The sequence below is a fragment of the Mesorhizobium cantuariense genome, from assembly GCF_042647205.1.
In the GTDB taxonomy this organism is placed as follows: domain Bacteria; phylum Pseudomonadota; class Alphaproteobacteria; order Rhizobiales; family Rhizobiaceae; genus Mesorhizobium; species Mesorhizobium cantuariense.
Genome location: NZ_JBHRVD010000001.1, coordinates 817,828 through 844,006 on the forward strand (window position 1 = coordinate 817,828; position 26,179 = coordinate 844,006).

Here is a 26,179-nt window from a genome sequence, read left to right on the forward strand (position 1 = left end):
TGGCTCAGCCGGCCAGAAACCGCCAAGCCGGACAACCAGTTCCACGCAACATTGTACAGCGGATCGTCGAGCGGACCTTCGCATGGCTGGGCAGATGCCGAAGGCTGGCAAAGGACTTCGAGCGGTCCATCGAATCCGCACAGGCCTGGGTTCTCATCGCAAACATCCGCATGCTCACCCGACGGCTCGCAAGAGCCTGAAAACACCGCGGTCGTTCTGATTCAGACACTTAGATACGTGATCTTGTTCGCACCCGTCAGCGTCCGCCGGCGCTAATACACTGAAGATCAGCTCGCTGGCCGTCACGTGGACGCGTAAGCACCAACACGCAGTTGGGCGGTTTCGGTTGCCGCTCCGGCCCACCACTCGCGGCACGCCAGAAGGGCTAGATCGACGCTTGCCCGCCCCCGAATTCAGCAATCCGCACGCGGCATCAGATTGGAATAATTGGCGATGTCGCATTAGAAACGGCATCCGTTATCTCAATCCGAGAGCCCTGTATGGCAAATCGCGGCAGCCAGCAGCCTCTTTTGGCGACCCCAGACACTGCATTCGGGCCGCGAATGGTTGCATATCGGCTACGCATGTTAGGGAGCAGTAGAAGCCTGCTAAATTGCCGCTGCGGTTGAATCATCGGTGCGTCAGACGCGGGGCAGTTAAGGTGTCTTTAGAAAACAGGGTGGTGTGGTCGGAAGGCCTGTTTCTTCGACCGCAGCACTTTCAGCAGAACGACCGTTACGTGGAAAAGTTGCTGCGCGGCAGGACTGCCGCTCTACATGGCTATGGCTGGGGCATCACTGAGCTCCGCATCAATCGCGAACTACTCGCTCTCGGCAAGATCGCTGTCGAAACGGCATGTGGCGTCTTGGAGGATGGCACGCCGTTCAGCATCCCCGATGACGCCGACCAGCCAACTCCATACGATGTTCCGGAGTACCTTCGGGATTCGCTCATCCATTTGGCGGTACCGCTTCATCGAAGCGGGGCCGTTGAAACCGACGTGCGAGCGGAAGCTGACGTGCCGATCCGCTTCGCGGGCGTAAGTCAGGATATCATCGACACAAATGCCGGCGAAAGGGGCAGCGCCTCCATTGAGGTGGCGCAGCTGCGGTTTCAGCTCTTGCCGGACGCGGCGGATCGGTCAGCCTTCACTTGCCTCCCGATCGCCCGTATCATGCAAGTCCGGGCCGACCGGCAAGTCATTCTCGATGAGGCGCACGTCGCGCCAACTCCCGACTGTGCCAGCTCCCACGTCCTCTCGAACTACATCACCGAGATCACTGGCCTGCTTCACCATCGTGGTGAGGCTTTGGCCGCGCGAGTTTCGCACTCGGGGACGCATGGGATCGCGGAAATCGCCGATTTCCTTCTGCTACAGGCGATCAATCGTTACGAGCCCTACTTCTCCCACCTTTCCAAGGCAGCGGTCGTAAACCCGGAATCACTGTATGGCGTCATGCTCCAACTGGCGGGCGAACTAGCCACCTTTGCCCTGGTTGAGAAACGTACTCAGAGCTTCGGTGACTACAAGCACCACGCTCTCGCGCATACTTTTTTGCCTGTGATCCAGTCTATCCGGTCGTCACTAAACGCCATACCCGAACAGACGGCGGAGCCGGTGCCGCTACGGCCGCACAAATATGGGTTCCATATCGCCGAGGTGACCGATCGGTCGCTGTTTACGACCGCAAGCTTCGTGCTGGCCGCTCGGGCCGATGTCGAGATCGAGCGACTCCGACGCGAGTTCCCGCGCTATGTCAAGATCGGGCCGGCCGAGAAGATCGAAGAACTCGTCAAAGTCGCATTGCCGGGCATCACCATCAATCCCATATCGGTCGCGCCGCGTCAGATTCCGTTCCATGCTGGATTCACCTACTTCGAGGTCGATCCGCACAGCCGCTGCTGGATGGACTTGCCTCGCTCCGCCGCGTTGACCCTGCACGTCGCCGGCGACTTCCCCAAGCTCGAAATGGCACTGTGGGCCATTCGGGCCTGTTAGCAAAACAGTTTCCTGGGGCGCCCACTATGCAGAAGGCTCTGTTCTGTGTCCGTGAACGTCTCTCCCCATCAGCGATCGAAAGGGCGCTGGGGCGGACCCGTTCAATCTGGCCCAGCAAACATAAGGCGGCAAGCTGGGATGCGTTCGGCCGTGTCCTGGATGAAGTCGTCTCAAGCATCGAAACTGATAAGCTCCGAAGCTTCGACGCCCACTTCGAATCCGCGTATCGCGAGGGCGTCGGCGACCTGCACCCGGCACAGGGCCGTGACGAGAGCGCCCGTTCCGAGAGGCATGAGCTGGGGGGTGATGTTGATTGAAAAAACGATCCCAATTTACCAGCCACCGGCCCGTTTGCCAGCCGAGAAGCCGCTGGAAATCCCTCCGCCGCCGGCGGCGGCACCAAACGAGTCTTTCTGGGAGACGCTTGCGCTCCATCAACCTAATCCGCTGATCGCGGCCGCGGCGGCGCTGCTGGGCCTTTGCGCTCAACTCAAGCGCGGTGGCAGCCATTCCGACGTTGAGGGATTGCGCCTGAAAGTGTTGCAAGAGATTGGTGCCTTTGAGCGTCGTATCATGCCGCTTGGACTGTCCTCCCCAGCGATCAAGATCTGCAAATACGCCCTTTGCGCGACAATCGATGACGTTGTTCTCAACACACGCTGGGGCAGCCACAGCGTCTGGATGACACGGAGCATGGTCGGATCACTGTTTGGCGATACCTTCGGTGGCGACCGTTTTTTCGACGTGATGGCGCACCTGAGAAAAAAACCGCGCGCCAATCTCGAACTCCTAGAACTGCTCTACTACTGCATAAGGTTGGGCTTTAAGGGCCGACACCGGGTCACTATGCGCGGAGCCGCCGAGCTCAGCGTACTTTGCGAAGACGTTTACCGTCTGATCCGCCGAGGCCGCGGTGATTTGGAGCGCGACCTGTCCCTGCACTGGCGCGGGGACTGTGAAGATCGGAAACTGCGCCGCAAATTGGTTCCGATCTGGGTCGTCGTAGCGCTCTTGGCAGGTGTCCTCCTGTCGATCTATACCGGGCTCCTGTTTGCACTAAATGCCCGCGCTGACACAGTCCTCAACGATCTCGCGAAATTGCCGCCGAACGGCACAGGGAGCGTGGTGAGGATCGTACCGCAACCAGCCGTTGCATTGCGCGGCGATCGACTGCGTCACTTTCTCGAGCCCGAAATCCGTGATCGACTCGTCACTGTGAGCGAGGACGCGCAGCAGGTCGTCGTCACCATCCACGCCGCAGGGATGTTCGATTCTGCGAGTCCGAAGGTGAAAAAAACATTCGTGCCGCTTCTTCTGCGGATCGGCCAATCTCTTAATGATGAGGCAGGAACGGTCGTCCTGATCGGGCACACCGATGCCATGCCCATCCAATCGCTCGTCTTTCCTTCAAACCACTACCTCTCGCTTGCCCGTGCCAAGGCGGCTGGCGAGATTATCAAATCCATGATGAGCGACGCAGGGCGAGTGCGAGAGGAAGGCAAAGGCCGCGCGGAGCCGATCGCGCCGAACAATACGCCCGAAGGCCGCGCGCAGAACCGTCGCATCGAAATCATCATCAGGAAGACACGCTGAGAGGCAGCCATGAAGTCAATCCGAAAGACGCTTCGGTCGCTATGGGTGCGTGTCAGCTTGGCGGGCATCGCCTGTGCTTTAATCTTCATCCTCGGACCGCACATCTCGGTCGGTGAATCTACGCCACTCGACGACCTCGGCAGTCAAATTGCGGCGTCGATGGTGATTCTCGGATATGCCGTGGGCGTCGCGCTTCAGTCTAAACTCGACGGGGTTCGGGCTTATTTCGAAGACCTCGTCCAATCACAAGTGTCCGACGCGCTGGACGGGACTGGGGCAGAGCGAAAGAAGGCGAATCCCGCGAGTTCCGACCCCGACGTGGTCCGAGCTGGCACGGCTGCTGAAAAGGAGCTGCAGACGACACTCCTTCGTCTCCGCGAGACCCTTACTATCCTCAAGGGGCGCCGCTTGGCCGGAATCGTCGGCAAGAGCTGGCTCTATCAGCGGCCATGGTATCTGGTCATCGGCCCCCCCGGATCGGGCAAGACCACCGCAATCGTCAATTGCGGGCTCAGCTTTCCGCTGGCGGACAGGTCCAGCCGGAGAGCCCTCGGGCGAACGCGCAGCTGCGAATGGTGGATTGCCGACGAAGCGGTGCTGATCGACGCCGCCGGCCGCTACACGATTCATGAAAGCGATTCAGAGCGGGACAAAGCGGCTTGGCGCGGCTTGCTTCGGCTGCTCCGTCGCTATCGGCCGCGCCAGCCGCTGAACGGGGTCTTGGTAACCATCGCAATCAGCGACCTGAACTCGACATCCGACGACGTGAGCGTCGACCAAGCCAGTTGCATCCGTCAGCGGCTCCTTGAACTAAACAGGGAGCTCCGCCTGCAGCTGCCGGTCTATGTTCTATTCACCAAGAGTGATCTGGCGGCGGGATTTGTCGAGTTCTTCGGTGAACTTGGTGGCGAGGGGACGGAGGCCGTGTGCGGATTCACATTCGCGAGAGAGCCTTCGGAGGGCGACGGCGATCCGATGGAGTCTTACATACCAGCATACGATGCGCTGGTTGGCCGCCTGAACGAAAGGCTGCTTGAACGAATGCAGCAAGAAAGTAACCCCCAAGGTCGCGCACTCATATTCGACTTTCCACAGCAGGTTGCTAGCCTGAAGTATGTGACCGAGCAGTTCTTGCAGGAGGCATTCGCCCGGAATCCGTTTCAGGAGCCGATTATGCTCCGCGGCGTCTACTTCGTAAGCGGGACGCAAGTCGGCACGCGGTTTGATCGTGTTGCGGAGGCCAGATCTCAGATATTCGAGGTCGCTAGGCCGCCTTGTCCTGGGCTCCCTGGCCCGCGGCGCAGTTATTTCATCGGCCGGCTGCTCCGCGATGTCGTTTTCGCCGAAGCTGAGCTCGTCGATGCCGATCCCCGCTTCCTCCGGCGTCAGCGGCGGGTCCGATATGGCGTCTATGCGATCGGTGCGGCGGCCATGATCGCCGCTGGCGTCTTCTGGACGGTCACCTATGTTCGAAACGTCACGCTGATCGAGAGCGTTCGTCTAACAGCTGACAGCTATGCCGCAGAGGCCAAGAAGCTGAACCTCGACCGGGTTGATAACAGCGAGCTTCGACCCATCCTGCCATTGCTCCAGCGGCTACGCAATATCAGGGGCGGCAATGCCGACGGCGACACGGCGGGCGATCGCCTCGCGGGATTGGGTCTCGACCAAAGCAAGAAAATCTCGCTTCAAGCGCGCGCGGCGTACCACCGCGCTCTCAATACTGTCCTGCTGCCACGGCTGATCTCCCGCTTGGAAACATTACTTGCGGAAACACACGATCCTTTGTTTCTCTACGAGGTACTGAATGTCTACCTGATGCTGGGTAAGCAGGCTCCGCTCCAGCGCGAGGTCGTCAAGAACTGGATGGCTGTTGACTGGCGCGTGATGTTTCCGGCCGAAGCGGACGCCGATCTTCGGCACGCGCTCGCTGATCACCTCGACGCCCTCCTGGACCCGCCACTACCTCATGTAGCGCTTAATAGTGAACTGATCGAGAAGAGCCGCGCGAAACTGCAGGCCGTCTCGATGCCCCGCGGCGTGTTCGACATCATCGCGACCAGTCCCGCGGCCTCGCAGCCGCCCACTTCGAGTCTGGACGACCATGCCGCGCCGTTAGCGGAAACCGTCCTGGTCCGTAAATCGGGACAGCCGCTCAGTGCTAAAATTCCTGGCCTTTATACACGAATGGGTTTCTACGGGACTTTCCTGCACTTGCTGCCGCAGGTGGCTGACGCTGTCGCTGCAGAAAGCTGGGTGCTCGATGCACAGGCAGTCGCGCCGGCCGCGGCCGGTGACGTGAGCCAGCAGCTGCGGCGCCCGGCGGCAGACCTCCACCCCCGGGAGTTCGCGTTCCGCCGGGACCAGCTCATTGGCGATGTGTCTCTGCGCCCAATTGGCACCATGGATGACGCGCTGCGAACCTTGGATACGCCGTCCGCGCCGACGTCGCCGATGCTGCGGTTCCTTGTCGCGACGGCGCAAAAGTTAAGGCTCGAGCAGCGACCGGCCCCCGAGGACGGAATGACGAAAGGTAACGGCGTCGCAAAGAGCGAGGCACCACCAACTTACGTTGCGGAACTGATCCGCTCGCGAGCGGTCGCGGACAAGCCTGAAGCTTACGTCCGGCTCTATATGGACGATCATCTTAGGTGGCTGCACCAACGCGTCGACATACTGCCGAATAGTCAGGTGAGCGCGCAGGCGCCGATCGACAGTGCGCTCCAGAATCTCGGCGAACTGTATCGTTCGCTCAGCCAGACCCAAGGGCTGACGGGTTCGGACTGCTTGGAAAAAGACGATCAGGCGGGCGTTGCGATCCGCCAAATTGAGTCGGGAGCCACCAATCTGCCCGAGCCTATCAAACAATGAACTCAGAGGCGAGCTGAAGACGCCAGTTACTTTGATGGGTGAGCGGATCCTGTCCCACCCTTCACCCGACACACCATAATCAAGGACAGGATGAACTGGAGACAAACAATGGCTAAGGCCCATAACAGGCAAAGAGCACTGACGTTCCTGAACCTGATCGAACAGACCAAAGGCAAAGCCGATGTGGAGTTCTGTTTTGCCGTTGGCACAATCGGGGATCCGGAGGAGAAAGCTGTCGTGCTGGTGAAGAAGAGCGGGCTCAATAGTCTGGTCGGAATCCTGAAAAAAATGCCTTATGAAACCGGTGAGGATGGTAAAGCAGACGGCTTTGCGCTTCTGCAGCGCGGCACAGGCAAGATGAACGAAGACGGCGTTATCCTTCTGCGACTTGCCCGCGGAGGCAAAGCCGGATTCCAGCAGGTGAAAAGGAGGATGAAAGAGTATTTCAGGGGCTTCGGCCTGAGGCTACCCGACATGGAAGAAGCTGGAGTGTTAACGGAACAAGACGTTCGGTTATTTGAAGGCACTGTCATGACGAACTCTCAATATCTCCCGGCAGACGACGATGAACAACCGACGAACACCGTCAAGAACGCCGAGGATACCCTTTCGGAACGTGTCGAAAACGGGGAGGGGATAGACCGGAGCGAAGCGGAAGGGCATTCGCAGCGGCCTCTTTCGGACGTGCTGAAGCAGGGCGTTGCCAGCGCGGCGGCAACAATTTCCAATCACGTTCTAAGTCTGAGCGAGCAAATCGGCGCGGGCCAGACCGCCGAGTTGGCCCGATTGACTAAGAAAGTTACCGATTGGCTTGGGCCGATGCTGGCTGCGACGCCCCCGGACGAGCAGGAGGCAAAGCTGCACAACTCCACCAGCCGGTTAATGCTGATGTTGGCATGTCCTGAGAATCTGCGAAATCTCCAATACGTGGACGAGACGGCCGACGGCGTGGTCCAGGACGAGACACACGGCTCCGGCCCGGAAGAGATCGCGGTAAACGGCATAGATCTTAACAGAGTCCCGACCAACTCCCTCAAACAGGACGAGGTGATAGAGACCTTGTTTCGCCTGGCCAAGGCCAAGGCTCAAGAGCGACAGCTTTCCTTTGCCCTGGCGGAGGCGAATTCTGAAAAAATCGCGATGATAGTGTCGTCGCAATGGCCCAAGGAAGAAGGCGATGCAGCCCGCAGGCGCGAGATTGTCGAGCGTCTGATCGCCGTGGTGGAGCAGCGGCTTGGCAACGATGATCACCTCGTTGATCTGCTTGGCGTCAAAGTGACCGACCATCAGAAAGGCAAGAAGGTCATCGTGAATTTGGTCGAAAACATCAAGGACACATGGGAGGCGTGTCTCGGCACTGCGTTGACACTGAGGGACGACGTAAAGAGCAGGATCAACCGGCTGATCGATGTGGAAACCCGTGGCGGAAGCTGGAGGCGTGTCGACGACATCTTCCTGCAGTTCAATGATGAGCTCTCGGATCAACTCACCGCCCTCATCGAGGAAGAAGGCGAGGCAATGCCAGGCGCGATTGAGCGCCTCGAAGCCACAGTCCATAGCAAGCTCAGCTATCTCGACAGCAACGCGACTGTTGCATTGCTCGATAATCCTCCAATGGACCTCGGCCCGGGCACCATCGGGCAGACGCTGCGGGCGGGGCTCGCCGACATCATCAACGGCCTAAAGCGCATCAAATCCTCGCACGCAACATCCGCGCCCTAGAGAACGACGGCTTTATCAATCTGCAACCGAACGCGCCATCCTGGCCCTGACTGGCATGCCCGACTTCAACGCTATTGCGATGTGACGAAACATTCGGCCGTCGGGCCTCGGTTTGTTTCGACGGTTTTGTTGTGGGGGCTCAGCGCGGCGGCGATCTCGCGGCGCAGCCAACTATTGCCCGGGTCGTGATGGCAACGCTCGTGCCAAATCAACCCAATCTCATAGGTCGGCAGTTGCACAGGCGGGTCGACGACCGTCAGCGGCAGCATGGCGGCGAGTCGCGCAGCAACGAGCTGCGGTACGATTAGCACCATGTCGGTTGTCGAGATCACTAGGGCAGCCGTCAGCACGTCGGAAACCAGCATTGGGTCTTGGTCCGGCAAGCTTAACCTAGCCAGGCTATCATAGATCAGGCCGAAACCGCCGTTGAAGTTCGAGGAGATGGCCGCGTGGCGGAGCGACGCAAGATTCTCCCTGGTCCATCCCCGTGTCACGGCTGGGTGTTCGTGGCGTACCAGGCAAGCAAAGCGGTCGGTGTACAGGCTGCGCCGCATGTAGCCAGGGGGAGCGGCGTCAATCTGCCCGATCGCCAGGTCGATCTCACCCTGCTCAAGCCGGCTCGCGGCATCGCTGAGGAGCCGATCGGTGGCAATGTCGAGATGAATGCCGCGCTCGTACAGCCGCGGCAGCAAGAGCAGCGCTTGATGGTCGGGTAACATGATCGTTGCCTTCCACCGCCTTTCCGGGGAGGCGGAGCGGCTCGTTACGATCTCACTGATCGAATCTAACGCTGCCGGCAGCATTTCGGCGAGGCGATCGCCGAGCGGCGTCGGAGTCAATCCGGTTGAGGCGCGAACCAGGAGATCGTCATCGAACAGGCCGCGCAGCCTTGCCAACGCCCGGCTGGTTGCCGGTTGGCTTCGGCCAACGTGGTGGGCCGCACGAGTTACGTTACGGTACTCCAGCAGCGCCTCAAGCACGATCAGCAGGTTCAGGTCGATCGATGCAAGGTTCGGCATCTGCCGTTGCCGCGCGGCGTTACGACGTTTCATTAGCTGCGATCCCACGTACTCTTTTGCCTTCTTCCAGCCGCAAGCAGGCTCAGCCGTTTGTCTCTCCTCTTGGGAGGGTAGTGTTCTGCGAGCTTCCTCGCGGGCATCGGCTCTGCATGTCGGTGCCACTGAGGCTCTTGGGAAAAACCGGGGTCAACACAGCACAATCCGCGTTTCGGCGAAGCCGGAATTGCAAACCGATTCGTTTGGCCGCAGTTGCCTTTGGTCGAATCCTCACCCCTCCGATCAACCGGGCCGTGCGTGGTCACCGGGACGGCGAGACGGCAATTCATGAGCTTGGCCTTGTTCCGACAATTCTCGCTCGCGGCCGCAAGTAACGATTGCAGCAGCCAATTCGCCTCCGCTTGACGAGGCAGTGGTCCTCATCTGAAATCTCAGCGAAAGTCACAGACTTAGTTCCGAATAGAGCGGTCTCGTCTGAGTGCCTGGATGAGTGAGTGGATCTATCGTCTCTGCTTGCGCGTCGCATAATAAATGCCGCCGTCCTTAGGCGATTGACAGTGTCATCATTGGTAATAATCATGAATGATAAAAAGAAAGGCAACTTGGTTAGACACCTTTTCTATTTGGCTTCACGGCTTTTACATTTGACAATTATTTGATAGACGTATCATTATATTAAGTATGATATATACGCTCCTTTACAGAGGTGAGCATCCTTCTTGACGTCCTGTTTAAAGTGACTTGCCGCGTTCGGCGGCCGGAGACTACATGGCACAATGGCGTTGACCCGCTGACCTAAGATGTTGCGATAGGTCTACCCTGCCCAGCCGTTTGGAATTGCTAAGAGTCTATGAATTTTTTTGAAGGAGATGTTGCGACTGACGCGTATTGGCGAGTGCTGATCAGGAAGGGGAGCATGAAAAAGCTGGGGGTCGTCAGGCGGCCAGCTTGGGTGCATTTTCTGGTCTCAGCCGTTTCTCGCCAGCGCTTGAAGTCGCTGTCGAGCGTGCCGTCGAGGATGCGCGTTCGCAGTTGGACGCCACGCGGCGTCCATTGTATTTGTTGCTTCTTGGGCAAACCGCTTGGCGATTGCCTGATTGATGGTTGACTCAACGAAGGGCTTGAACGACCTCCCGAGAACGGTGGCGTTCAGCGAAGTTCGGGATGAGATCGGCAGCTGAACTTCTCCAAATATCGCCGCAGCTTGCGTGCCTCTGGCAGCGGACGCCGATTAAAGCGCGTGTCGCGCTTAATCGGCCTCATATCCGGCAGCCTTGAAGAAGTTTCGACACTGTGTCGGGTCAAAAAGGTGGCAGATTTCGCCGAGAGCGTCGGAGAGGGCGTTGAAGGTTCTGGCCGCCTTCTTGCGCAGCAGCGCCTTGAGCTTCTCCCGGCGTCGTATTGCGCCATAGTCGGGATGTTATCGTCCCTAGCAGAGGAGCCATCTATGTCCGAGCTTGCCACAGTTGGTATCGACCTCGCAAAGAGTTGGCCCACTCTGTCTCCATACCCGTCGCCGCAATAGCGGTCGACCTGATCGGCCATCTGCGCGGTGCCGGTCTGATCGCCTCCGGTCCGCGCAGCCCAACACCCGGCGCGCCCTACACCTACGTCACCACCAAAGAATTCCTGCTGGAGTTCGGGCTTGAGACGCTGCGCGACTGCCGGATTTCGAGGCGCTCGAGGATGCCGGGCTGCTGTCAAAGGAGAAGCTGTTGCGTTTCATGCTTGCGGGCTGACGATATCAATCCATTGTGCGATCGCCGATGGTACCGAGCGGCCCGTCTGCCTCAGATCGTACAGGCACTGTTCGCCCACTTGCACACGGCAGACCGTGAAGGCCAACCCCTCCTCGACTGTTGTCTACGTACACCGATGCATCGGCAATCATTGACGCTGCCCCGATGGCTCTTTGGGTTTTCGGGAACCGGCGCAGCAGCCGCTCCGTCTCAACGTCATGCCCATGTTCCGCGACACGAGTCTGAACGCGCAGGATTGAAAGTTCGACATTGGCGAGGCCGACGAATAGCAGCAGAACAAAATAGCCTGCTGCCTGCATGTCACGGATGAGATCGAGCTTGGAATGAACGATGCCATCCGGAAGCTCTTCCCAATACGAAAAGACCGTCTCCATAGCGAAGGGAACTTTGGACTGCATCGCATGGCCGACGAAAGCTTGAACGCCATCCTGCGCCACCTTCATCCAGCTTCTATCGGTATCCCTGAGAGATTGTGCCCGGGAACAAGAGCCCCATCGCTGCCCGTTTCAGGCAGAATCGACAGCATCATCCGGTCAGCATTGATGAGTGGAATTTGCAGACGATCCGACAGGACTTTCCGCCACATCGTGGACTTTCCTGAACCGTTGTGGCCTGCGAGGACGATAGCGAGCGGCTTTTTCGAAGAGGGTCGCGATCGTCACGACAAGGAAGGCACGAATCATCGTCTAGCTCCGGGTCTTTGACGAGGCGGAAGGCGCGCGCCGCGAGCGAGGCGGGTTCACCTGACGCCGAGATCGACGCCCAGCTCTGCCGAAAGCGACCCCAACCGATCCTTCAGCCAGCACGTAGGCTTCTTCTTCACGAACGCAAAGGCGCGGCATTGCAGATTGGCCTCACACACAATGTAGCATCCCACGAAATCTGTCTTTATGCGCGCGTAGTCGCCGCCCACCATGTCACGACCAGAAGCGACGGCGAACGTGGACACCAGCACGCTAGAACTCAGTTCTTCGGCCACGCTGGCCGACGCATCCGGGTTCTTCACGAGCAACTTGGCGTCGCTCTTCAGAAAGCAAAATCGAGCCAGCTTGTTGTAGGTCGAAGCTCGGCAAGAACGATCGGCATTGCAGGCTGCGTGGCATTGAGCCTCGGAAACGTTTCGCAGCGTCGCGTAGTCAAAACCGATCACGTCGTAATCGTCAACGCTGCGGAAGGGTCGCGACGCCACGTAGGGCTCGGGGGCGGGGCTGCTCGTAGCGGGCGCCGCGTCGGTGACAGCAGCACTCTCACGACTATGGCAGAGGACCAGCACCACAGCTGGTGCGACTTTCTCTGCGAGATCCGCCGTCTCCAGGTGCGGCCCGATGGCATCGACGGCATCGAATGCCACGCCTCGGCTCTGAAGGAACGATCGAACCGCACTTCCCCTGACGGCGAAGTTGACGTTCTGGGGCACATTATGCCGGTCGCGCGGTCGTTTAGGACCGCCGTCGTGATACCGAGGACCGCACCGCTTCGATCTACGAGGGGACCGCCGGAATTGCCTGGTTGAATTGGCGTAGAAATCTGCAGGTAGCGGGAGTCGTCACCGATTCCGAGTAGCGAGTTCACGTTGCCGGTCGTGATCTTCACTGAACTCGACAGGGCGGTCGTTAGCGGGTAGCCGAACGCCGCGACGTCTTCTCCCAGCCGCGGCTCAGAATTCCTCAACTTGAGGACAGCCGGTACGGCGCCAGCACTCTTGTCAACAGCCAAGTCCCTTTGAACGTCGACCTTAAGGTCGGTGACCTCACCTCGGCCGACCACCGTTACGCTCTTGCAACCGTCGACGACGTGCGCGTTAGTGACCAGCCATCCGTCGGCGCTGACGAAAAACGCCGTGCCCGATGATGAGACATCCGATGATTGCGACCAAGCTGGATGGATGGCGCAAATCGACGCCATCACTGCAGCACTGACGGCGATACATCGCTTCGAGAAACGAAACACAGTAAAACAGACCACAGCCTAGTCGAAGCTTTTAATCTTGTCAGGCACGAGCACAAGTGGATTGCTTAATGGCGCGCACGCAGACAAGGAGAGCATGGGTTATCGCCAACCGGCTGACGTACATCGGAGAACTGGGCTGGGAGCTCCATATTCCCACTGAGATGGCTCAGCACGTTTTTGATGTCTTGTGGGAAGCCGGTGGCGAGCACGGGTTACGTCCGGCAGGCTATCACGCCCTGGAGCACCTCCGCTCCGAGCGAGCATACCGTGAGTACGAGCTTGACCTAACCCCGGTCGACACACTGCTCGAGGCCGGACTTGGGTTTACGATCGACTGGTCAAAGGCCTGTGGTTTCCAAGGCAAGGCCGCCACAGAGGCCCAGAAGGCGGCAGGCACGCCGCGCAAGCCGCTTCTGTCGTTTAAGCTGCGGGATCCAAAGCCCCCTACTCTTTCGCGAGGAGCTAATCCGCTACGATGGTGGCATTGTCGGCTACATCTCCTCTGGGGTCCGGAACTTTACCCTGGGGTCATCGATAGGACTCGGCTACGTCAACCACGCTGGTGGAGTCAGTCGCGGGTGGATCGACTCGGGAAGCTGGCAGATCGAAATAGACGGCGAGCTGTTCCACGCCGACGCATCCCTGCAGGCTTTCTTCGATCCCAAAGGCCTCAGGACGAAGATCTAGCCCCGCAGGCTGCAAGGTCCGAACGTACTCGGCCCTGTCCAGCCCCGTTCCTCCGCATTTCATCGCCCTCCGCCCGGATTAAAGCGCCAGGTGAACAAAATCCGATTTCAAAGGCGAAGTATTTCGAAATAATGTTGTGGCTGCTTATTACTGCGCCCAACGCCGACCGAAACCGCTCGCTCCTTGATGCCCGCGATTGTCACGACCGACAGATTATATTAGCGTGACCGAGCGGCCAGTACGCGCGTTTGCGAAGGATCGAGAAGGTTATCAGCGCGTGCGCAATGAGAAAGTACTGGAAAATGTCTTCAACAGTTCGTCTAGAGTTAGTCAAATTAGCTTTTAGGCTTTGGGCTAATTGTCCTTCATGATCATGGATACTTGGATCCTGATGATACGACGAGGCCTTGCGAGGCGTCGCGTGGGTTCGGATGTGCGCGACGAGGACGCAGGCAGTCGCGCTCTCGTCAGAAGATCGGCGGGCGCTCTGGCCTCAACGCCGTGCTGACCCCAAATCGGCTTGGCTCGGGCGGGCAAGACGCATGGAAGACCATGGAGGTCTTCCTGTGGCTCCAGGGCCTTCCCCGCCATCCGCCGGCGCAATGCCTGCCTATATGCCGACGAACCTCACATCATGGATCAACTTGTTGCAAGTCATCGATCCAATCGGGCTTGCCGAACCGACAAGCTGTCATAGCCCTTCGCCTTGTATACCGCAGTGGATATCAGCCAACTGGCGAGGAAGATGCCGACAACCGCGAAACCGAAATTGGCGAGGTTGTCGTTCATCGCGCCGACGAAGCCCCAGATCCCACCTTCGAGGCCGAGCTTGTCGGCAATCAGGCCAAGCGCCTCGATGCCGCCGATGAAGATCGCCACAGCCACGGACGCCGCCGTGATGGTAAGATTGTACCACAGCTTGCGGATCGGATTCACGAAAGCCCAGCCATAGGCGCCGGTCACCAGGACGCTGTCGGTCGTGTCCATCAGCGACATCCCAGCGGTGAAGAGTGCTGGAAAGACAAGGATCGACCAGAACGACATTCCTTGCGCCTCCTGGGTTGCCGAAATGCCGAGCAGGCCGATTTCAGTGGCGGTGTCGAAGCCGAGGCCGAACAGGAAGCCGATCGGATACATGTGCCATGAGCGCGAGACGATGCCGAACAGCGGGCCGAAGATGCGGGCGATGAAGCCGCGACCGGCAAGCAACGCATCGAGGTCTTCGTCGACGACCTTTTCGCCGCGCCGCGCGCGAGAGAACGCCGCCCAGATGCCTCTCAGGATAAACAGGTTGGCAATGCCGATCACCAGCAGGAACAGCGCTGACACGCCGGTGCCGATGACGCCGCCTATGCTATGAAATTCGTCCAGCCTGGACTGCATCATTGTCGCTGCTGCGGCGATGGCGATGGAGGCCACGATGACAATGCTCGAGTGCCCGAGCGAGAAGAAGAGGCCGACCGAGTAGGGCGCCTTGCCTTCCTGCGTCAGCTTGCGCACGACATTGTCAATCGCCGCGATATGGTCGGCGTCGAAGGCATGGCGCAGGCCGAACATATAGGCGAGCAGTGCGGTGCCGAGCAGCGCTGGCCGATCGGCAAAGGCGATCCACGCCCATACCCATGCCGTGATGTTGGCGGCGATGAGCAGGACGTAGGTCATCGCCGCCCTGGTTCTCACCCGAGTTGGCCGATCGTCGAAGGGATTGGGAAGTCCATGACCCGCCGGCGCATGTTGTGTCGGCGGCAAAGCGGATACGATCGTGTCCTTCATGACTTCGTCCTCTCGATCCGATGATGTGATGGCAAGCCTCGTGTCGAGGCATTGTGATATCGCTTAACCTGCAAGCCGCGCTTGAGCCGCCTCACCCTGCAGCCAGTCGTACCAGCTGGCGAGCCCGTCGCCGGTTTTCGCCGAGACCTGGATCGCCCTGATCTGCGGATTGACCGTTTGCGCATTGGCGATGGCCTCCTCGACATTAAAATCGACATGCGGCAACAGGTCCGTCTTGTTGATGACCATGATCTCCGCCGCTCGAAACATATGCGGGTATTTCAGCGGCTTGTCGTCGCCTTCGGTCACCGACAGGATGACGACCTTGGCGCGCTCGCCGAGATCGAACATTGCCGGACAGACGAGGTTGCCGACATTCTCGACCATGACCACAGAGCCGACTGCCGGCTTCAACTCGGCAAGGCCCTTGGCAATCATATCGGCTTCGAGATGGCAGCCGGCGCCGGTGTTGACCTGGACAGCGGCGGCACCGGCGGCGCGGATGCGCTCGCCGTCATTGGCAGTCGCCTGGTCGCCTTCGATGACCGAGATCGGCATCCTGTCCTTAAGGTCGCGGATGGTGCGCTCGAGTAGCGTCGTCTTGCCGGAGCCGGGCGAGGAGACCAGATTCAGCGCCAGGATTTCGCGGCCGGCGAACCAACCCCGATTCTTCGCGGCGAGCATATCGTTCTTGGCAAGTATCTGCGCCTCAAGCTCGACCACCAGATTGTGGCCTTGGTTGTGGCTGTGACCATGGTCACGGTCACGGTCACGGTCATGGTCATGGCCATGATCATGCGAGTGATCGTGATGGCCATCGGCGTAGTCGTGATGACCGTGGGAATGATCGTGACCGGCTTCATGCAATTCCGCATCGCCATGCGCATTATCGTGATGATGGTGATGCTCATGCACGTGGTCCGACCGGTGGTCGTGGCCTTGCTCATGGCCGTGGCTATGCGCATGAGAGTGGCAGTGCGGATGTTCGTGATCATGGATGTGACCGTCGTCGTGGTCGTGCGGGTGAGTGTGGCTGTGCTCATGACCGTGGTCGTGCCGATGCTGCATGCCGTCGTCATGCGGACGGGCATGATCATGCGCGTTGCCCAGCGCCGTTTCCTTGCCGGTCTGGAGGTCGAGGATTCGCGTTTCGTCCTTCGAGCCGCAACCACAGGTTCCGCACATCAGGGAGCCTCCTCGATTTCCATTTCCCGGATTTTCAGCTCTTCACCCGCCAGCCGGTCGATGGCGCGGGAGCCGCAGGCGCAGGCCTGGTAGAGCGTGGTGGTGTCGAAGGCCCCGCCGCAACTCCGGCAACGCGCCCGCCCCGCTATCTTCTGGATGTCGAGAAGCGCGCCATCGAGCAGCGTGCCCTTGGCGACGATGTCGAAACAGAACAGGATAGCGTCGGGCATCACGCCGGAGAATTGCCCGACGTCGAGCGTCACCCGTTTGACACGGCGGCCCTTCGCCGCTTCCTCGACGATTGAGACGATGTTGCGGGTGATGCCGAGCTCGTGCATCAGCAAATCCGCGGCAATTGTTCGCCGACCAGCATGTCGACGATGCGCCGGCCGCCGAATACCGTCTGCATGGTGACGCGCCCTGCCTCGCCGCGCACGGCATGGCCGATGATCGATGACCCCTGGCCCAGCGCATGGCCGGAGAGAGCGGCAAGTGCCGCCGCACTTTCCTCAGGTGGCACGACGACGACGATCTTGCCTTCGTTGGCGAGATAGAGCGGGTCGAGACCGAGGATCTCGCAGAAGCCGCGCACTTCCTCGCGTAGCGGCGTCAAAGCTTCGTCGATCTCGATCGACACACCGGAGGCGTCGGCGATCTCGTTGAGGACCGTGGCGACACCGCCGCGCGTCGCATCGCGGATGCAACGCGTGCCGGGTGCGGCTGCCAGCAGCACCTCGATCAACCCGTGCAAGGCCGCGCAATCGCTTTCGATCGAGGTTTCCAGCTCCATGTCGCCGCGTGCGCACAGGATCGCCGCGCCGTGGTCGCCGAGCAGCCCATTGACCAGGATGGCATCGCCCGGCTTCACGTGATCAATGCCGAGTTCGAGGCCTGGCCTGATCACACCGATGCCGGTGGTGGTGATGAAGATCTTGTCGCATGCGCCGCGCTGCACGACCTTGGTGTCGCCGGTAACGATGCTGACGCCGGCCTCGCGCACGGCCTCGGCCATCGACAGCGCTATGCGGCGCAGCGTCTCGACCTGCATGCCTTCTTCGATGACGACGGCGCAGGACAAATAGAGCGGCTTTGCGCCGCCGACGGCGAGGTCGTTGACGGTGCCGTAGACGGCAAGCTTGCCGATGTCGCCGCCCGGAAAGAACAGCGGATCCACCACGAAAGAGTCTGTCGTGAAGGCGAGGCGGTCGCCATGAGTCGCCAGCATTGTCAGATCGAAACGGGCCTGGTCCTCCAGAACCTCAGGTGCCGCGCCGGCAAAGGCGCTGATGAACACGTCGTCGATCAGATCCTTCATCGCTTTGCCGCCGCCGCCATGGGCAAGCGTCACGGTCGGGATGAAAACGCCCCCCAGCACGCGCTTGGGTGGCGGTGGCCGCACGTTCATGACACGGCCGCCACGCTGGCATCGGGCCGGGCCGCCGTGTGCTTCTTGACGCCGCCATACTGGTAGTAGGCGGCGCAAGCGCCTTCGGACGAAACCATCAGCGCGCCGAGCGGCATTTCCGGCGTGCAGGCGATGCCGAACACCTTGCACTGCCATGGCTTGATGACGCCCTTCAGCACCTCGCCGCATTGGCAGGATTTCGGGTCCGCGATCTTGACCCCGGGAATGGCGAATTTGCGCTCGGCATCGAAGCGGGCGTAGTCGTCGCGCACCTTGACGCCGGAATGGTCGATGGAGCCAAGCCCTCGCCATTCGAAGAATTCACGCAGTTCATAGACCTTGCCGACCGCGGCAAGTGCCGCGTTGTTGCCGGCCTCAGGCACGATGCGGGCATACTGGTTTTCGATCTCGGCGCGACCATCCTTGATCTGCTTCAGCACCATCCAGATCGACTGCAGCACGTCGAGCGGCTCGAAGCCGGCGACGACCATCGGCCGCTTGTAGAAGTCGGCGATGAATTCGTAGGGCGCGGTGCCGATGACCATCGAGACATGGCCTGGGCCGAGGAAGCCGTCGAGATGCAGGTCGGGGCTGTCGAGGATCGCCTTGATCGTCGGCACGATGGTGATGTGATTGCAGAACACCGAGAAGTTTTCGATGCCATCGGCTTCAGCTTGCAGCACGGTCAGCGCGGTGGACGGCATGGTGGTCTCGAAACCGAGGCCGAAGAACACAACCTCACGATCCGGGTTCTTCCTGGCCAGCGTCAGCGCATCCATCGGCGAATAGACCATGCGCACATCGGCGCCGTCGGCCTTGGCCTGCTGCAGGCTCTTCTTCGAACCCGGCACGCGCATGGCGTCGCCAAAGGTTGTGAAGATCACCTCGGGCCGTTCGGCGATCGATACGCAGTCGTCGACGCGGCCCATCGGCAAGACGCAGACCGGGCAGCCGGGCCCATGCACCAGTTCGATGGCGTCGGGCAGCATGCCTTCAAGCCCATAGCGGAAGATCGAATGTGTGTGACCGCCGCACACTTCCATGATGTTGATTGGACGCGTCCTAGCGATCTCGATCGTGGCGGCGAGCTTGTTGATTTCCTTGATCAGGATTTTTGCTTTTTCGCGGTCGCGGAATTCGTCGGTGTATTTCATTGGACGCTTCCTTTTCCGGCGGCGGAACCACGTTCGTCGGCGAGCAGCGTGTGCACGAGGTCCCACAGGATGTGGTAGGCAGCGACGTGGCATTCCTGGATGCGGTGGATCGAGGTCGACGGCACGACCAGCAGATGATCGAGGGTGCCGGATAATTTCATGCGACCGCCGTCGCCACCGGCGAGACCGATCGTGTGAACGCCCATCTCCCTGACCTTGGCGAAGGCCGACACCAGGTTCTGCGAATTGCCGCTGGTCGAAATGCCGATGACGGCGTCGCCCTTGCGGGCGTGCGCCAGCAGCTGGCGCACGAAGACATGGTCGAAACCGAGGTCGTTGCCGACGGCTGAGATCATGGCGAGGTCGGCGACGAGATTGGTGGCGGCGAGCGCCGGCCGGCCGGCGGTGACCGGATGGACGAACTCGACGGCGACATGCGAAGCATCGCAGCTCGAGCCACCATTGCCCATCGAAAAGAGTTGGCCATGGTTGCGGTAGACATCCGCCAGCGTGTGCGCGGCCGCGACCAGGATTTCGGCCTGGCCGCCGAAGAAGCTCTCATTGGTTTCGCGGGTGTCGCGCGCTTTCTCGGCAACGGAATGCAGCAAAGCCGCATTCATCTTTTCCGGGTCCTGCGCCTTGCCGTGCAGGAACGGATAGAGCGCTTTCAGTTCGCTTTCGCTGGACATTCTGGCGTCCTCCTCTTGCATGCCGCCCAAAAGTGCGGAGCGGTTTTGGGACAACGACGTGCATAAAAACAGAACTTGAAGCGCGCCGACGGCGGTCTAATGCACCGACGACAGCCTCATCGACTCCATTTCGGCTTGTACTTCGCCGAGTTCGGTAAGAATTTTCAGGGTCTCGGCGGCCTCATGCTCGTCGATGCGGCTCATGGCGAAGCCGACATGGATCAGCACCCAGTCGCCGACGCAGTCGTCGACGGAATGGGTTTCGTTGACGATGCAGGCAATGTTGACCTGCCGCCTGACGCCGCTGACATCGACCGTCGCCAGCTTCTTCAGGTGGTCATCGATCTTGACGATCCGTCCTGGGATTCCGAGGCACATGGTCAGCTCGCTTTCTGCCGGACTTGCCCGGCGTCGATGAGGTGAGCGGCGGCTACGGTCGCCTGGCCGAACGCGATGCCGCCATCATTGGCAGGGACTTTCGCGTGCGTCAGAACCTTGAAATCCACGGCCTCAACCCTGCTGAGAACCTGCTCGAACAGCACCTTGTTCTGGAAGCATCCGCCCGACAGCACGACCGTGTCAAAACGCGGCGGGGCATCGTCCTCATCACCTCGTGCCAGCTTCAGCGCCATAGCGGCGATCGACTTCGCCAGGCCCTTGTGAAAACGGGCCGAAATGACCGAGGCCGGGGTTTTCAGGATGAGGTCGCCTAGGATGGCATTCCACATGCCGAGCGGTTCGATATAAGGAAGCCCAGAGCCTTTCAGGTTCGGGATCGGCAAGGGATAGGCGAGATGATCGCCTTCCTCGACAAAGGTTTTGTGGCAGACAACGGCTTCGAGGCGAGCCGCGGCCTCGCCCTCATAGGCCTGCCGGTCGAAGCACAATCCGGCAGCGGCTGCGACCGCATCGAAGAGTCGGCCGCAGGACGATGCCTTGGGTGAATTGAGCGAAGCCTTGAGCATGGCGCCGATGGTTGCAAGCGGCTTGGCAGAAAGGGCGGCGAACAGGTCGAGATCCTCGAAATTCATCTTGAAGGCGGCGAAGCCCATTTCGGTCATCAGGTGGGCATAGAGGTTGCGCCATGGCTCGCGCACGGCTTGCGCGCCGCCGGGCATGGCGACCGGTTTGAAGGTGCACAGCCGCTCGAAGCGGCGATAGTCGGCCAGCAGGAATTCTCCGCCCCAGATGCCGCCATCCGAGCCATAGCCGAGCCCATCGAGCACGACAGCCAGAACAGGTGCAGCATCGAGCGCGCGGCCGTTTTCGGCGAGGCAGGCGGCAGCGTGAGCGTGATGGTGCTGAATTTCCAGCAGTGGCAGGTTTTCAGCGGCAGCTGTCGCTCGCGCCAGTTTTGCCGAGAGATATTCCGGGTGCAGATCCGCCGCCAGCGCCACCGGCCGATGGTCGAACAGATCCCGGTAGAGCCCAAGGTTATTGCGGTAGTCGTCGTAGGTCAGCGCGTCTTCGAGATCTCCCTGGTGCTGCGACAACACCGCGCGTCCGTCTTTGACCAGACAGAAGGTCGATTTCAGTTCCGCACCATAGGCGAGGATTTCCGGCGCCTGTTCAAAACCATACGGCAGCGCGATCGAGGCCGGTGCATAGCCACGCGCGCGGCGCAGCACCCGCAGTTTTCCACCCATGCGGCGCACAACGGAATCGTCGATGCGATTTGCGATGTCGCGGTTGTGGATCAAGGCGTAGGCAGCGATTTCAGACAGTTTCTTTGCCGCTTCGGCATCGTCGATAACCTGCGGTTCGTCCGATAGGTTGCCGCTGGTCATGACGACCGGGCGGGTCATCCTGCGAAGCAGGAGCAGATGCAGTGGCGTCGACGGCAGCATGAAGCCGAGCGTGCCGAGACCTGGCGCGATTGCCTCCGGCAGTTTCTCCGGCCCGTCGGCGGCAAGCAGCACGATCGGCGCCTCGCGGCTTGTCAGCGCGGCAGCCTCCTCGTCGCTGACCGTGGCATAGCGTCTGATCACATCCAGATCGCGCGCCATCAGCGCGAAGGGTTTTGCATCGCGGCGCTTGCGCTTGCGCAGCATGGCGACAGCCTCCGGCCGGGTGGCGTCACAAGCCAGCTGGTAGCCGCCAAGTGCCTTGATGGCGACGATCTCGCCCTTCTGGATCAGGCCGAGTGCGGCATCAACGTCGTCGAGCATCGAATATTGTTCAAAGGAGAGCGCGCGGCCGTCGAAACGGATCAGCCGGGCTTTCGGCCCGCAGACATGACAGGCGGTCGCCTCGGCGTGAAAGCGGCGGTCGGCGGGGTCGCGGTATTCCGTACCACAAGCTTCGCAGAGCGGGAAGGGCGCCATGGTCGTCGTGGCGCGGTCATAGGGCACGGCGCGCACGATGCTCAGCCTTGGACCACAGTGGGTGCAGTTGGTGAAGGGGTAGCGGAAGCGGCTCAGGAACGGGTCGGCGATCTCGGCCGCGCATGCGTCGCATATGGCGGCGTCGGGTGAGATTTCGGTGCGTGCCGCACCGACCACGCTGTCGACGATGACGAAACCCGGCTCGATTGTGCCACCGTAGCCACGCGTCTCGATAGCGGTGATTTCGGCCAACGGCGGTGGCAATGTTCGTAACTCGTCGATCAGCGCGGAAACGGCGGACACGGCGCCACGCAGGCGAATGAGCACACCCTCGCTGTCGTTGAGAACGTCGCCATCGAGACCGAGCTTGCGGGCGATCCGCCACACGGTCGGCCTGAAGCCGACGCCCTGCACGCGACCGCGCAGCCTGATCTCGACCGTTTCGGCCGGATCGGTGCGCGGCACGCAAAGCAGCGTGTTCATGCGGCCACCTCCCACAACAGCACGCGGTTGTTGCCGGTGTCGGCAACCGCCAGCGTTGTACCTGACGCCGACAGCGCGAACGGCCAGCAGACGCTATCGCGTGCGGCGAAACGCCAGCGATTGTCGCCCTTGTCGCAGAAGCTGGTTTGGGCGGCGAGGCCGGAAGCGGCGCGGTCCATCCCGAGATCATCAAGGGAATAGCTGACCAGACGGGAATTGGCGGTGTCGGCACAAAAAACGAGGCCGTCGTGAACGACCGTCCCGTAAGGCATGTTGAGCGAGCGATAGTTGGGATGGTAACCGGCACGGTTGTGGTCGTTGCCGTCGAAGCTCGATTGGCCCAGCACGAAGCTGCATGGCGCGCCGTCGACATTGGGCATCGAGTTCCAGACCATGATGCGGTTGTTGCCGGCATCCGCCACCAGGATCCGGCTGTCATCGACAGCCACGCTGTGCGGCCACCGCATGCCGACCGCGGCGCCCGAGCCCGACGCGTTGTCGTCGCGCGTTACCATATCCGTCTGGCCCAGCACCAGATCAGCGGCCTGGCCGTTGCGTTGAGGAAGCGAGTTCCAGACCAGCACACGACGATTTCCGGTGTCTGCGACAAACAGCCGTCCGTCGGCGACGGTGACACCATAGCACCAGTTCAGCGTGTCGGCGGCCGCAACGGCATCGCCACGGTTGGCAACGCCGCTCAAAAAATCCGCCTGCCCCAGCACCAGGTCCGCCGGTTGGTTCGAATGCTCGGGCAGAGTGCGCCAGATCAGCACACGGTGGTTCCATGCGTCGGCGACGGCGAGTATCGTGCCGTCGGTCGAAATGCCGGTCGGCATGTTCAAGGTCGCCGCACCGACCACGCCGCGCGCGTTGCGGCCTTCGGAAAAGAAGTCGGGCTGGCCGATCAAAAGGTCGGCAGGTGCATTGTCTTGATCCGGCACCTTGTTCCAGACCATCAAGCGATGATGGCCGGTGTCGGCAACGAAGCACGGCCCTTCGTGCGGCGCGAAGCAGACGCCCCGCGGCCCGAATAGCGTATGCGGTTTCGGCGCGACCGAGTCAGGCAGCCCGTCGGCATCCACTTGGTTGCCAAGTACGACGCGCGCGCCGGCTGGGTCGAGCATCGGCGGCAGTGCCATGCCAACTGGCGGCAGGGCTCGGCGATAGTCAGGCGAGAGCGAGATGCGCATCACGATGATAGCCTCACCTCGACGCGATTGCCGATAACGCGCACGGCGTGTGACTGCAGCGCCACTTCCGGAGCTGTCAGGCATTCGCCGCTGGAAAGGTCGTATTGGAAGCCGTGATGCGGGCAAGTGATGATGCCCTGTTCGACATCGCCGCTATCGAGCGGAATGCCGAGATGAGCACAGGCATTCTGAAAGCAGGACACGATCGCATCCTGTCGCGACAGGATCACGTCCTGCCCGCCGACGACGAGGGTGCTTATGCCGCCGAGCGGGATTTCGTCGAGGCGGCAGACCAGGTGCCAGCCGCCGACGGCGCCGAGCGCGAACGGGCTGACGAAGCGGACGCTGTCATTGTCGGCCGCATTGCTCATGCTCTTGATCTGGATGATGTCGGAGATCTCCGGACAGGCCTCCTCGATGGCCTTTTTGACGCCGGCATGAAAGGTCAGGGCCGAAGCCGGGCATCCATCGCAGGCGCCGACAAAGCGCACCTCGATCGCCGGCGGCCTCACGCTGACCAGTTCGACATCGCCGCCATGCGAGGCGAGCATCGGGCGCACGCCATCAAGTGCTGCCCCCACCCGTTCGCTAAGGCTGGGTTTCAAGATGTTGTGACGGCGAAGCACGGCGTAGACGACCTCGTCGGTCACCGCTTGCTTCATGGCCGCGAGCGCGGCAGGCTCTTCTTTCAGCGCCTGCACCAGCCGGCGTAGCGCCTCGCCGTTCAGGTCTTCGATGGCGCGCCGGTAGGCTTCGACGGCGCTACGCTGGGTCTCGTCCCAAATGGCGAAGATCGCCTCGACCCGCAGGATGTCGCCGGCAAGACCGGCGAGATCGTCGCGTTTAGTCGGGATGAGGTCGACGGCGTTCATCTCACCGATACCGCAGATCTTTGAAGAGATATGGCTGCAACGCACCCCCGATCAAGCCGGCGATCGCAGTCGCTGCGGCTACAGGCAGGCCGAGCTTGGCCAGCACTACGACCAGCACAGCTGTTGTGACGGCGCCTATCGCCGATTGGCGATAGACCTTGGACGGTTCGGAAAACAGTTTCCCGCGCAAAAACAGGAGGATGGAGCTCTTGGCCATTTCCCACATGGCGCCGCCTCAGCCGACAAGAGCCAGGATGACGATACCAGCAAGCACGCCGGAGAATCCGCCAACCGGGCCATAGAAGGAGCCCAACATAGCGGCCAGCTCGTTGCCGAGAGCCTTGCCACCGGTCGCCACGCCGCCGATGGCTCCGCCGATACCCGAGGCCACGAGCCCTGTTGCAAGCGCCAATGCGACGCTGCCTATTGTGAGTACTACTGCCGTCACTTGCCATTCTCCTTTCGTATGCTTGATGAAATAACCATCACCCGGTTTGCGCGTGCGCGCCGGTTCCGTTCGTGGGCGCCACGGCAAGCAATTCGCGGCCGATCTGGTCGCAGGCCTCGGCAACGAAGCGAGATTTTTCTGCTTCGCCGCTACGGCTGAAAATAGTACGACATTCCTGGTAATACTGTTGCGCGAGAAGCAGGTTAACTCGATTGCCACGTTCGGGATGCTCTGGATCGTCCGGCAGGTTCCATACACAGTTCGCCTTGTTGGCGATCGTATTGGCAAATTCGAGGGGCATCGTTTCACGCGATCGGACTTTCAGGGCCTCATCGTAAGCGTCAAGCGCGCGCAAATTATTTTCCAGCGTACGACTCGATGAAGCATATTGCAGTGCGTTGCCGAGATTGTTCTGCAGCATGGCGTACTCGGTCGGATGATCGATCAGATTGACAACCTTCAGGCCTTCCTCGAACGCCTGCACGGCCAGCGCCTCCCGCATTTTGGCTCTGGAGTCGGTGAACGGCATCGACAGGAAAGCCGTCGCCACATTGTTCTGCACGATGGCAAATTCCTTGGGGAACCGCAGCTTGTCGAAGGTGCGCAAAGCACGCTGATAGGCCGAGATCGCGTCGGTGATGCGGGCCTTGTGCTGACCGGCGAGATTCTGGATGGCAAGACCAAGGTTCATCTCTGTCTCGGCCAGTTCCTCCGGACGTCCGAAATCGGTGAAATGCGGGATGGCGGCCTCGAAAGCCTCGCGGGCCTGCTGCAGCGCCAGCGTGCCGCCTTCCGGCAGGACGAGAAGCGCCGTGCCCTTGCGCGCCATGATACGCGCGTCAAGCAGGCGCTGGTCCTCGGGGCAGAGCGCCAAGGCGCGGTCGTAGAGAAAAACGGCGGCGGCGATCTGCTCGGGATTTTTCGGACGCTGCTGCAGCCCCATGGCGATTTCCATGAGCATTTCGGTTCGCTCCGAGGGACTTGCGCCCGCATCGTCCGCCACACTCAACGCTGCCCGCACTTCGTCGCCAACGCGATCGCCGTTCATTCTTGGGTTC

The 26,179-nt window shown here is 60.7% G+C and carries 22 protein-coding genes and 4 pseudogenes; 9 read left to right on the forward strand and 17 right to left on the reverse strand.

Annotated features, from left to right (window positions below):
• Positions 1–62 precede the first annotated feature (62 nt).
• The 6 genes and pseudogenes from ACFOJ9_RS03890 to ACFOJ9_RS03915 form a co-directional block, all read left to right on the forward strand.
• A pseudogene (locus ACFOJ9_RS03890) lies at positions 63–200 on the forward strand (IS5/IS1182 family transposase); the annotation flags it as partial.
• 482 nt (positions 201–682) lie between these two features.
• Positions 683–1,999, forward strand: coding sequence for a type VI secretion system baseplate subunit TssK (gene tssK, locus ACFOJ9_RS03895; RefSeq protein WP_378977008.1), 1,317 nt, complete (start codon positions 683–685; stop codon positions 1,997–1,999).
• Positions 2,000–2,025: 26 nt separating this feature from the next.
• Positions 2,026–2,316 carry a type VI secretion system-associated FHA domain protein gene (locus ACFOJ9_RS03900; RefSeq protein ID WP_378920624.1) on the forward strand — a complete coding sequence of 97 codons (291 nt, stop codon included), beginning with the start codon at positions 2,026–2,028 and terminating at the stop codon, positions 2,314–2,316.
• Positions 2,306–3,592: a type IVB secretion system protein IcmH/DotU gene (icmH, locus tag ACFOJ9_RS03905; protein WP_378977010.1), complete on the forward strand. Its 1,287-nt coding sequence runs from the start codon at positions 2,306–2,308 to the stop codon at positions 3,590–3,592. Before ACFOJ9_RS03900 ends, icmH begins: the two co-directional genes overlap by 11 nt.
• Before the next feature lie 57 nt (positions 3,593–3,649).
• Positions 3,650–6,463 carry a type VI secretion system membrane subunit TssM gene (gene tssM, locus ACFOJ9_RS03910; protein WP_378920628.1) on the forward strand — a complete coding sequence of 938 codons (2,814 nt, stop codon included), beginning with the start codon at positions 3,650–3,652 and terminating at the stop codon, positions 6,461–6,463.
• Between the two features lie 108 nt (positions 6,464–6,571).
• A complete protein-coding gene (locus ACFOJ9_RS03915) occupies positions 6,572–8,185 on the forward strand; it encodes a hypothetical protein (protein WP_378920630.1) in 1,614 nt (537 codons plus the stop codon).
• Positions 8,186–8,256: 71 nt separating this feature from the next.
• On the opposite strand, the gene ACFOJ9_RS03920 is transcribed toward ACFOJ9_RS03915, so the two are convergent.
• Positions 8,257–9,237, reverse strand: a complete 981-nt coding sequence (locus ACFOJ9_RS03920) for a LysR family transcriptional regulator (RefSeq protein ID WP_095090136.1) — start codon at positions 9,235–9,237, stop codon at positions 8,257–8,259.
• Positions 9,238–10,728: 1,491 nt separating this feature from the next.
• On the opposite strand from ACFOJ9_RS03920, the pseudogene ACFOJ9_RS03925 reads away from it, so the two are divergent.
• Positions 10,729–10,940 (forward strand): annotated as a pseudogene (locus ACFOJ9_RS03925) (SMC-Scp complex subunit ScpB); the annotation flags it as partial.
• A 5-nt stretch (positions 10,941–10,945) separates the two neighbouring features.
• On the opposite strand, the gene ACFOJ9_RS03930 reads toward ACFOJ9_RS03925, so the two are convergent.
• The 3 genes and pseudogenes from ACFOJ9_RS03930 to ACFOJ9_RS03940 form a co-directional block, all read right to left on the reverse strand.
• Complete coding sequence (locus tag ACFOJ9_RS03930; protein WP_206073790.1) at positions 10,946–11,404, reverse strand: hypothetical protein; 459 nt, start codon at positions 11,402–11,404, stop codon at positions 10,946–10,948.
• Between the two features lie 296 nt (positions 11,405–11,700).
• A complete protein-coding gene (locus ACFOJ9_RS03935; protein WP_378920633.1) occupies positions 11,701–12,312 on the reverse strand; it encodes a PAN domain-containing protein in 612 nt (203 codons plus the stop codon).
• A gap of 143 nt (positions 12,313–12,455) precedes the next feature.
• A pseudogene (locus tag ACFOJ9_RS03940) lies at positions 12,456–12,866 on the reverse strand (S1 family peptidase); the annotation flags it as partial.
• Positions 12,867–12,979: 113 nt separating this feature from the next.
• Between ACFOJ9_RS03940 and ACFOJ9_RS03945 the strand changes: the two are divergent.
• Together ACFOJ9_RS03945 and ACFOJ9_RS03950 are read left to right on the forward strand one after the other, a co-directional pair.
• Positions 12,980–13,177, forward strand: a pseudogene (locus ACFOJ9_RS03945) (hypothetical protein); the annotation flags it as partial.
• Positions 13,178–13,259: 82 nt separating this feature from the next.
• Positions 13,260–13,598: a glycine cleavage T C-terminal barrel domain-containing protein gene (locus tag ACFOJ9_RS03950; RefSeq protein WP_378920635.1), complete on the forward strand. Its 339-nt coding sequence runs from the start codon at positions 13,260–13,262 to the stop codon at positions 13,596–13,598.
• A 654-nt stretch (positions 13,599–14,252) separates the two neighbouring features.
• Here the strand turns inward: ACFOJ9_RS03950 and ACFOJ9_RS03955 are convergent.
• The 13 genes from ACFOJ9_RS03955 to ACFOJ9_RS04015 all read right to left on the reverse strand — a co-directional run bounded on the left by ACFOJ9_RS03955 (position 14,253) and on the right by ACFOJ9_RS04015 (position 26,169).
• Positions 14,253–15,260 (reverse strand): HoxN/HupN/NixA family nickel/cobalt transporter, encoded by a 1,008-nt coding sequence (locus ACFOJ9_RS03955; RefSeq protein WP_378920660.1) that lies wholly within the window; start codon positions 15,258–15,260, stop codon positions 14,253–14,255.
• Between the two features lie 174 nt (positions 15,261–15,434).
• Positions 15,435–16,556, reverse strand: coding sequence for a hydrogenase nickel incorporation protein HypB (gene hypB, locus ACFOJ9_RS03960; protein WP_378920637.1), 1,122 nt, complete (start codon positions 16,554–16,556; stop codon positions 15,435–15,437).
• Positions 16,556–16,894: a hydrogenase maturation nickel metallochaperone HypA/HybF gene (locus tag ACFOJ9_RS03965; RefSeq protein WP_095090130.1), complete on the reverse strand. Its 339-nt coding sequence runs from the start codon at positions 16,892–16,894 to the stop codon at positions 16,556–16,558. Before ACFOJ9_RS03965 ends, hypB begins: the two co-directional genes overlap by 1 nt.
• Complete coding sequence (hypE, locus tag ACFOJ9_RS03970) at positions 16,894–17,961, reverse strand: hydrogenase expression/formation protein HypE (RefSeq protein ID WP_095090128.1); 1,068 nt, start codon at positions 17,959–17,961, stop codon at positions 16,894–16,896. The genes ACFOJ9_RS03965 and hypE overlap by 1 nt, the downstream gene beginning before the upstream one ends.
• Complete coding sequence (hypD, locus tag ACFOJ9_RS03975) at positions 17,958–19,115, reverse strand: hydrogenase formation protein HypD (protein ID WP_378920640.1); 1,158 nt, start codon at positions 19,113–19,115, stop codon at positions 17,958–17,960. Before hypD ends, hypE begins: the two co-directional genes overlap by 4 nt.
• On the reverse strand, positions 19,112–19,804 hold the full coding sequence (locus ACFOJ9_RS03980) for a D-sedoheptulose-7-phosphate isomerase (protein WP_095090501.1): 693 nt from the start codon (positions 19,802–19,804) through the stop codon (positions 19,112–19,114). The genes hypD and ACFOJ9_RS03980 overlap by 4 nt, the downstream gene beginning before the upstream one ends.
• A 96-nt stretch (positions 19,805–19,900) precedes the next feature.
• Complete coding sequence (locus tag ACFOJ9_RS03985) at positions 19,901–20,182, reverse strand: HypC/HybG/HupF family hydrogenase formation chaperone (RefSeq protein WP_095090125.1); 282 nt, start codon at positions 20,180–20,182, stop codon at positions 19,901–19,903.
• Between the two features lie 2 nt (positions 20,183–20,184).
• Complete coding sequence (gene hypF, locus ACFOJ9_RS03990) at positions 20,185–22,611, reverse strand: carbamoyltransferase HypF (RefSeq protein ID WP_095090123.1); 2,427 nt, start codon at positions 22,609–22,611, stop codon at positions 20,185–20,187.
• Positions 22,608–23,801: an NHL repeat-containing protein gene (locus tag ACFOJ9_RS03995; protein WP_378920643.1), complete on the reverse strand. Its 1,194-nt coding sequence runs from the start codon at positions 23,799–23,801 to the stop codon at positions 22,608–22,610. Before ACFOJ9_RS03995 ends, hypF begins: the two co-directional genes overlap by 4 nt.
• Positions 23,801–24,673: a NifU family protein gene (locus ACFOJ9_RS04000; protein WP_378920645.1), complete on the reverse strand. Its 873-nt coding sequence runs from the start codon at positions 24,671–24,673 to the stop codon at positions 23,801–23,803. Before ACFOJ9_RS04000 ends, ACFOJ9_RS03995 begins: the two co-directional genes overlap by 1 nt.
• A gap of 1 nt (position 24,674) precedes the next feature.
• Positions 24,675–24,899: a hypothetical protein gene (locus ACFOJ9_RS04005; protein WP_095090114.1), complete on the reverse strand. Its 225-nt coding sequence runs from the start codon at positions 24,897–24,899 to the stop codon at positions 24,675–24,677.
• 9 nt (positions 24,900–24,908) lie between these two features.
• Positions 24,909–25,121: a hypothetical protein gene (locus tag ACFOJ9_RS04010; protein WP_095090111.1), complete on the reverse strand. Its 213-nt coding sequence runs from the start codon at positions 25,119–25,121 to the stop codon at positions 24,909–24,911.
• A gap of 37 nt (positions 25,122–25,158) precedes the next feature.
• Complete coding sequence (locus tag ACFOJ9_RS04015) at positions 25,159–26,169, reverse strand: hypothetical protein (protein WP_095090109.1); 1,011 nt, start codon at positions 26,167–26,169, stop codon at positions 25,159–25,161.
• Positions 26,170–26,179 lie beyond the last annotated feature (10 nt).

Bases quoted from the DNA above. Each gene is read 5' to 3' on its own strand.
- ACFOJ9_RS04015 (WP_095090109.1), bottom strand. From the start codon at position 26,169: ATGAACGGCGATCGCGTTGGCGACGAAGTGCGGGCAGCGTTGAGTGTG.
- ACFOJ9_RS03980 (WP_095090501.1), bottom strand. From the start codon at position 19,804: ATGTCCAGCGAAAGCGAACTGAAAGCGCTCTATCCGTTCCTGCACGGC.
- ACFOJ9_RS03930 (WP_206073790.1), bottom strand. From the start codon at position 11,404: ATGAAGGTGGCGCAGGATGGCGTTCAAGCTTTCGTCGGCCATGCGATG.
- ACFOJ9_RS04005 (WP_095090114.1), bottom strand. From the start codon at position 24,899: ATGTGGGAAATGGCCAAGAGCTCCATCCTCCTGTTTTTGCGCGGGAAA.
- hypD (WP_378920640.1), bottom strand. From the start codon at position 19,115: ATGAAATACACCGACGAATTCCGCGACCGCGAAAAAGCAAAAATCCTG.
- ACFOJ9_RS03965 (WP_095090130.1), bottom strand. From the start codon at position 16,894: ATGCACGAGCTCGGCATCACCCGCAACATCGTCTCAATCGTCGAGGAA.
- ACFOJ9_RS04000 (WP_378920645.1), bottom strand. From the start codon at position 24,673: ATGAACGCCGTCGACCTCATCCCGACTAAACGCGACGATCTCGCCGGT.
- ACFOJ9_RS03985 (WP_095090125.1), bottom strand. From the start codon at position 20,182: ATGTGCCTCGGAATCCCAGGACGGATCGTCAAGATCGATGACCACCTG.
- ACFOJ9_RS03900 (WP_378920624.1), top strand. From the start codon at position 2,026: ATGCAGAAGGCTCTGTTCTGTGTCCGTGAACGTCTCTCCCCATCAGCG.
- hypE (WP_095090128.1), bottom strand. From the start codon at position 17,961: ATGAACGTGCGGCCACCGCCACCCAAGCGCGTGCTGGGGGGCGTTTTC.
- ACFOJ9_RS03915 (WP_378920630.1), top strand. From the start codon at position 6,572: ATGGCTAAGGCCCATAACAGGCAAAGAGCACTGACGTTCCTGAACCTG.
- ACFOJ9_RS03955 (WP_378920660.1), bottom strand. From the start codon at position 15,260: ATGACCTACGTCCTGCTCATCGCCGCCAACATCACGGCATGGGTATGG.
- ACFOJ9_RS03920 (WP_095090136.1), bottom strand. From the start codon at position 9,237: ATGAAACGTCGTAACGCCGCGCGGCAACGGCAGATGCCGAACCTTGCA.
- hypB (WP_378920637.1), bottom strand. From the start codon at position 16,556: ATGTGCGGAACCTGTGGTTGCGGCTCGAAGGACGAAACGCGAATCCTC.
- ACFOJ9_RS03995 (WP_378920643.1), bottom strand. From the start codon at position 23,801: ATGCGCATCTCGCTCTCGCCTGACTATCGCCGAGCCCTGCCGCCAGTT.
- hypF (WP_095090123.1), bottom strand. From the start codon at position 22,611: ATGAACACGCTGCTTTGCGTGCCGCGCACCGATCCGGCCGAAACGGTC.
- icmH (WP_378977010.1), top strand. From the start codon at position 2,306: ATGTTGATTGAAAAAACGATCCCAATTTACCAGCCACCGGCCCGTTTG.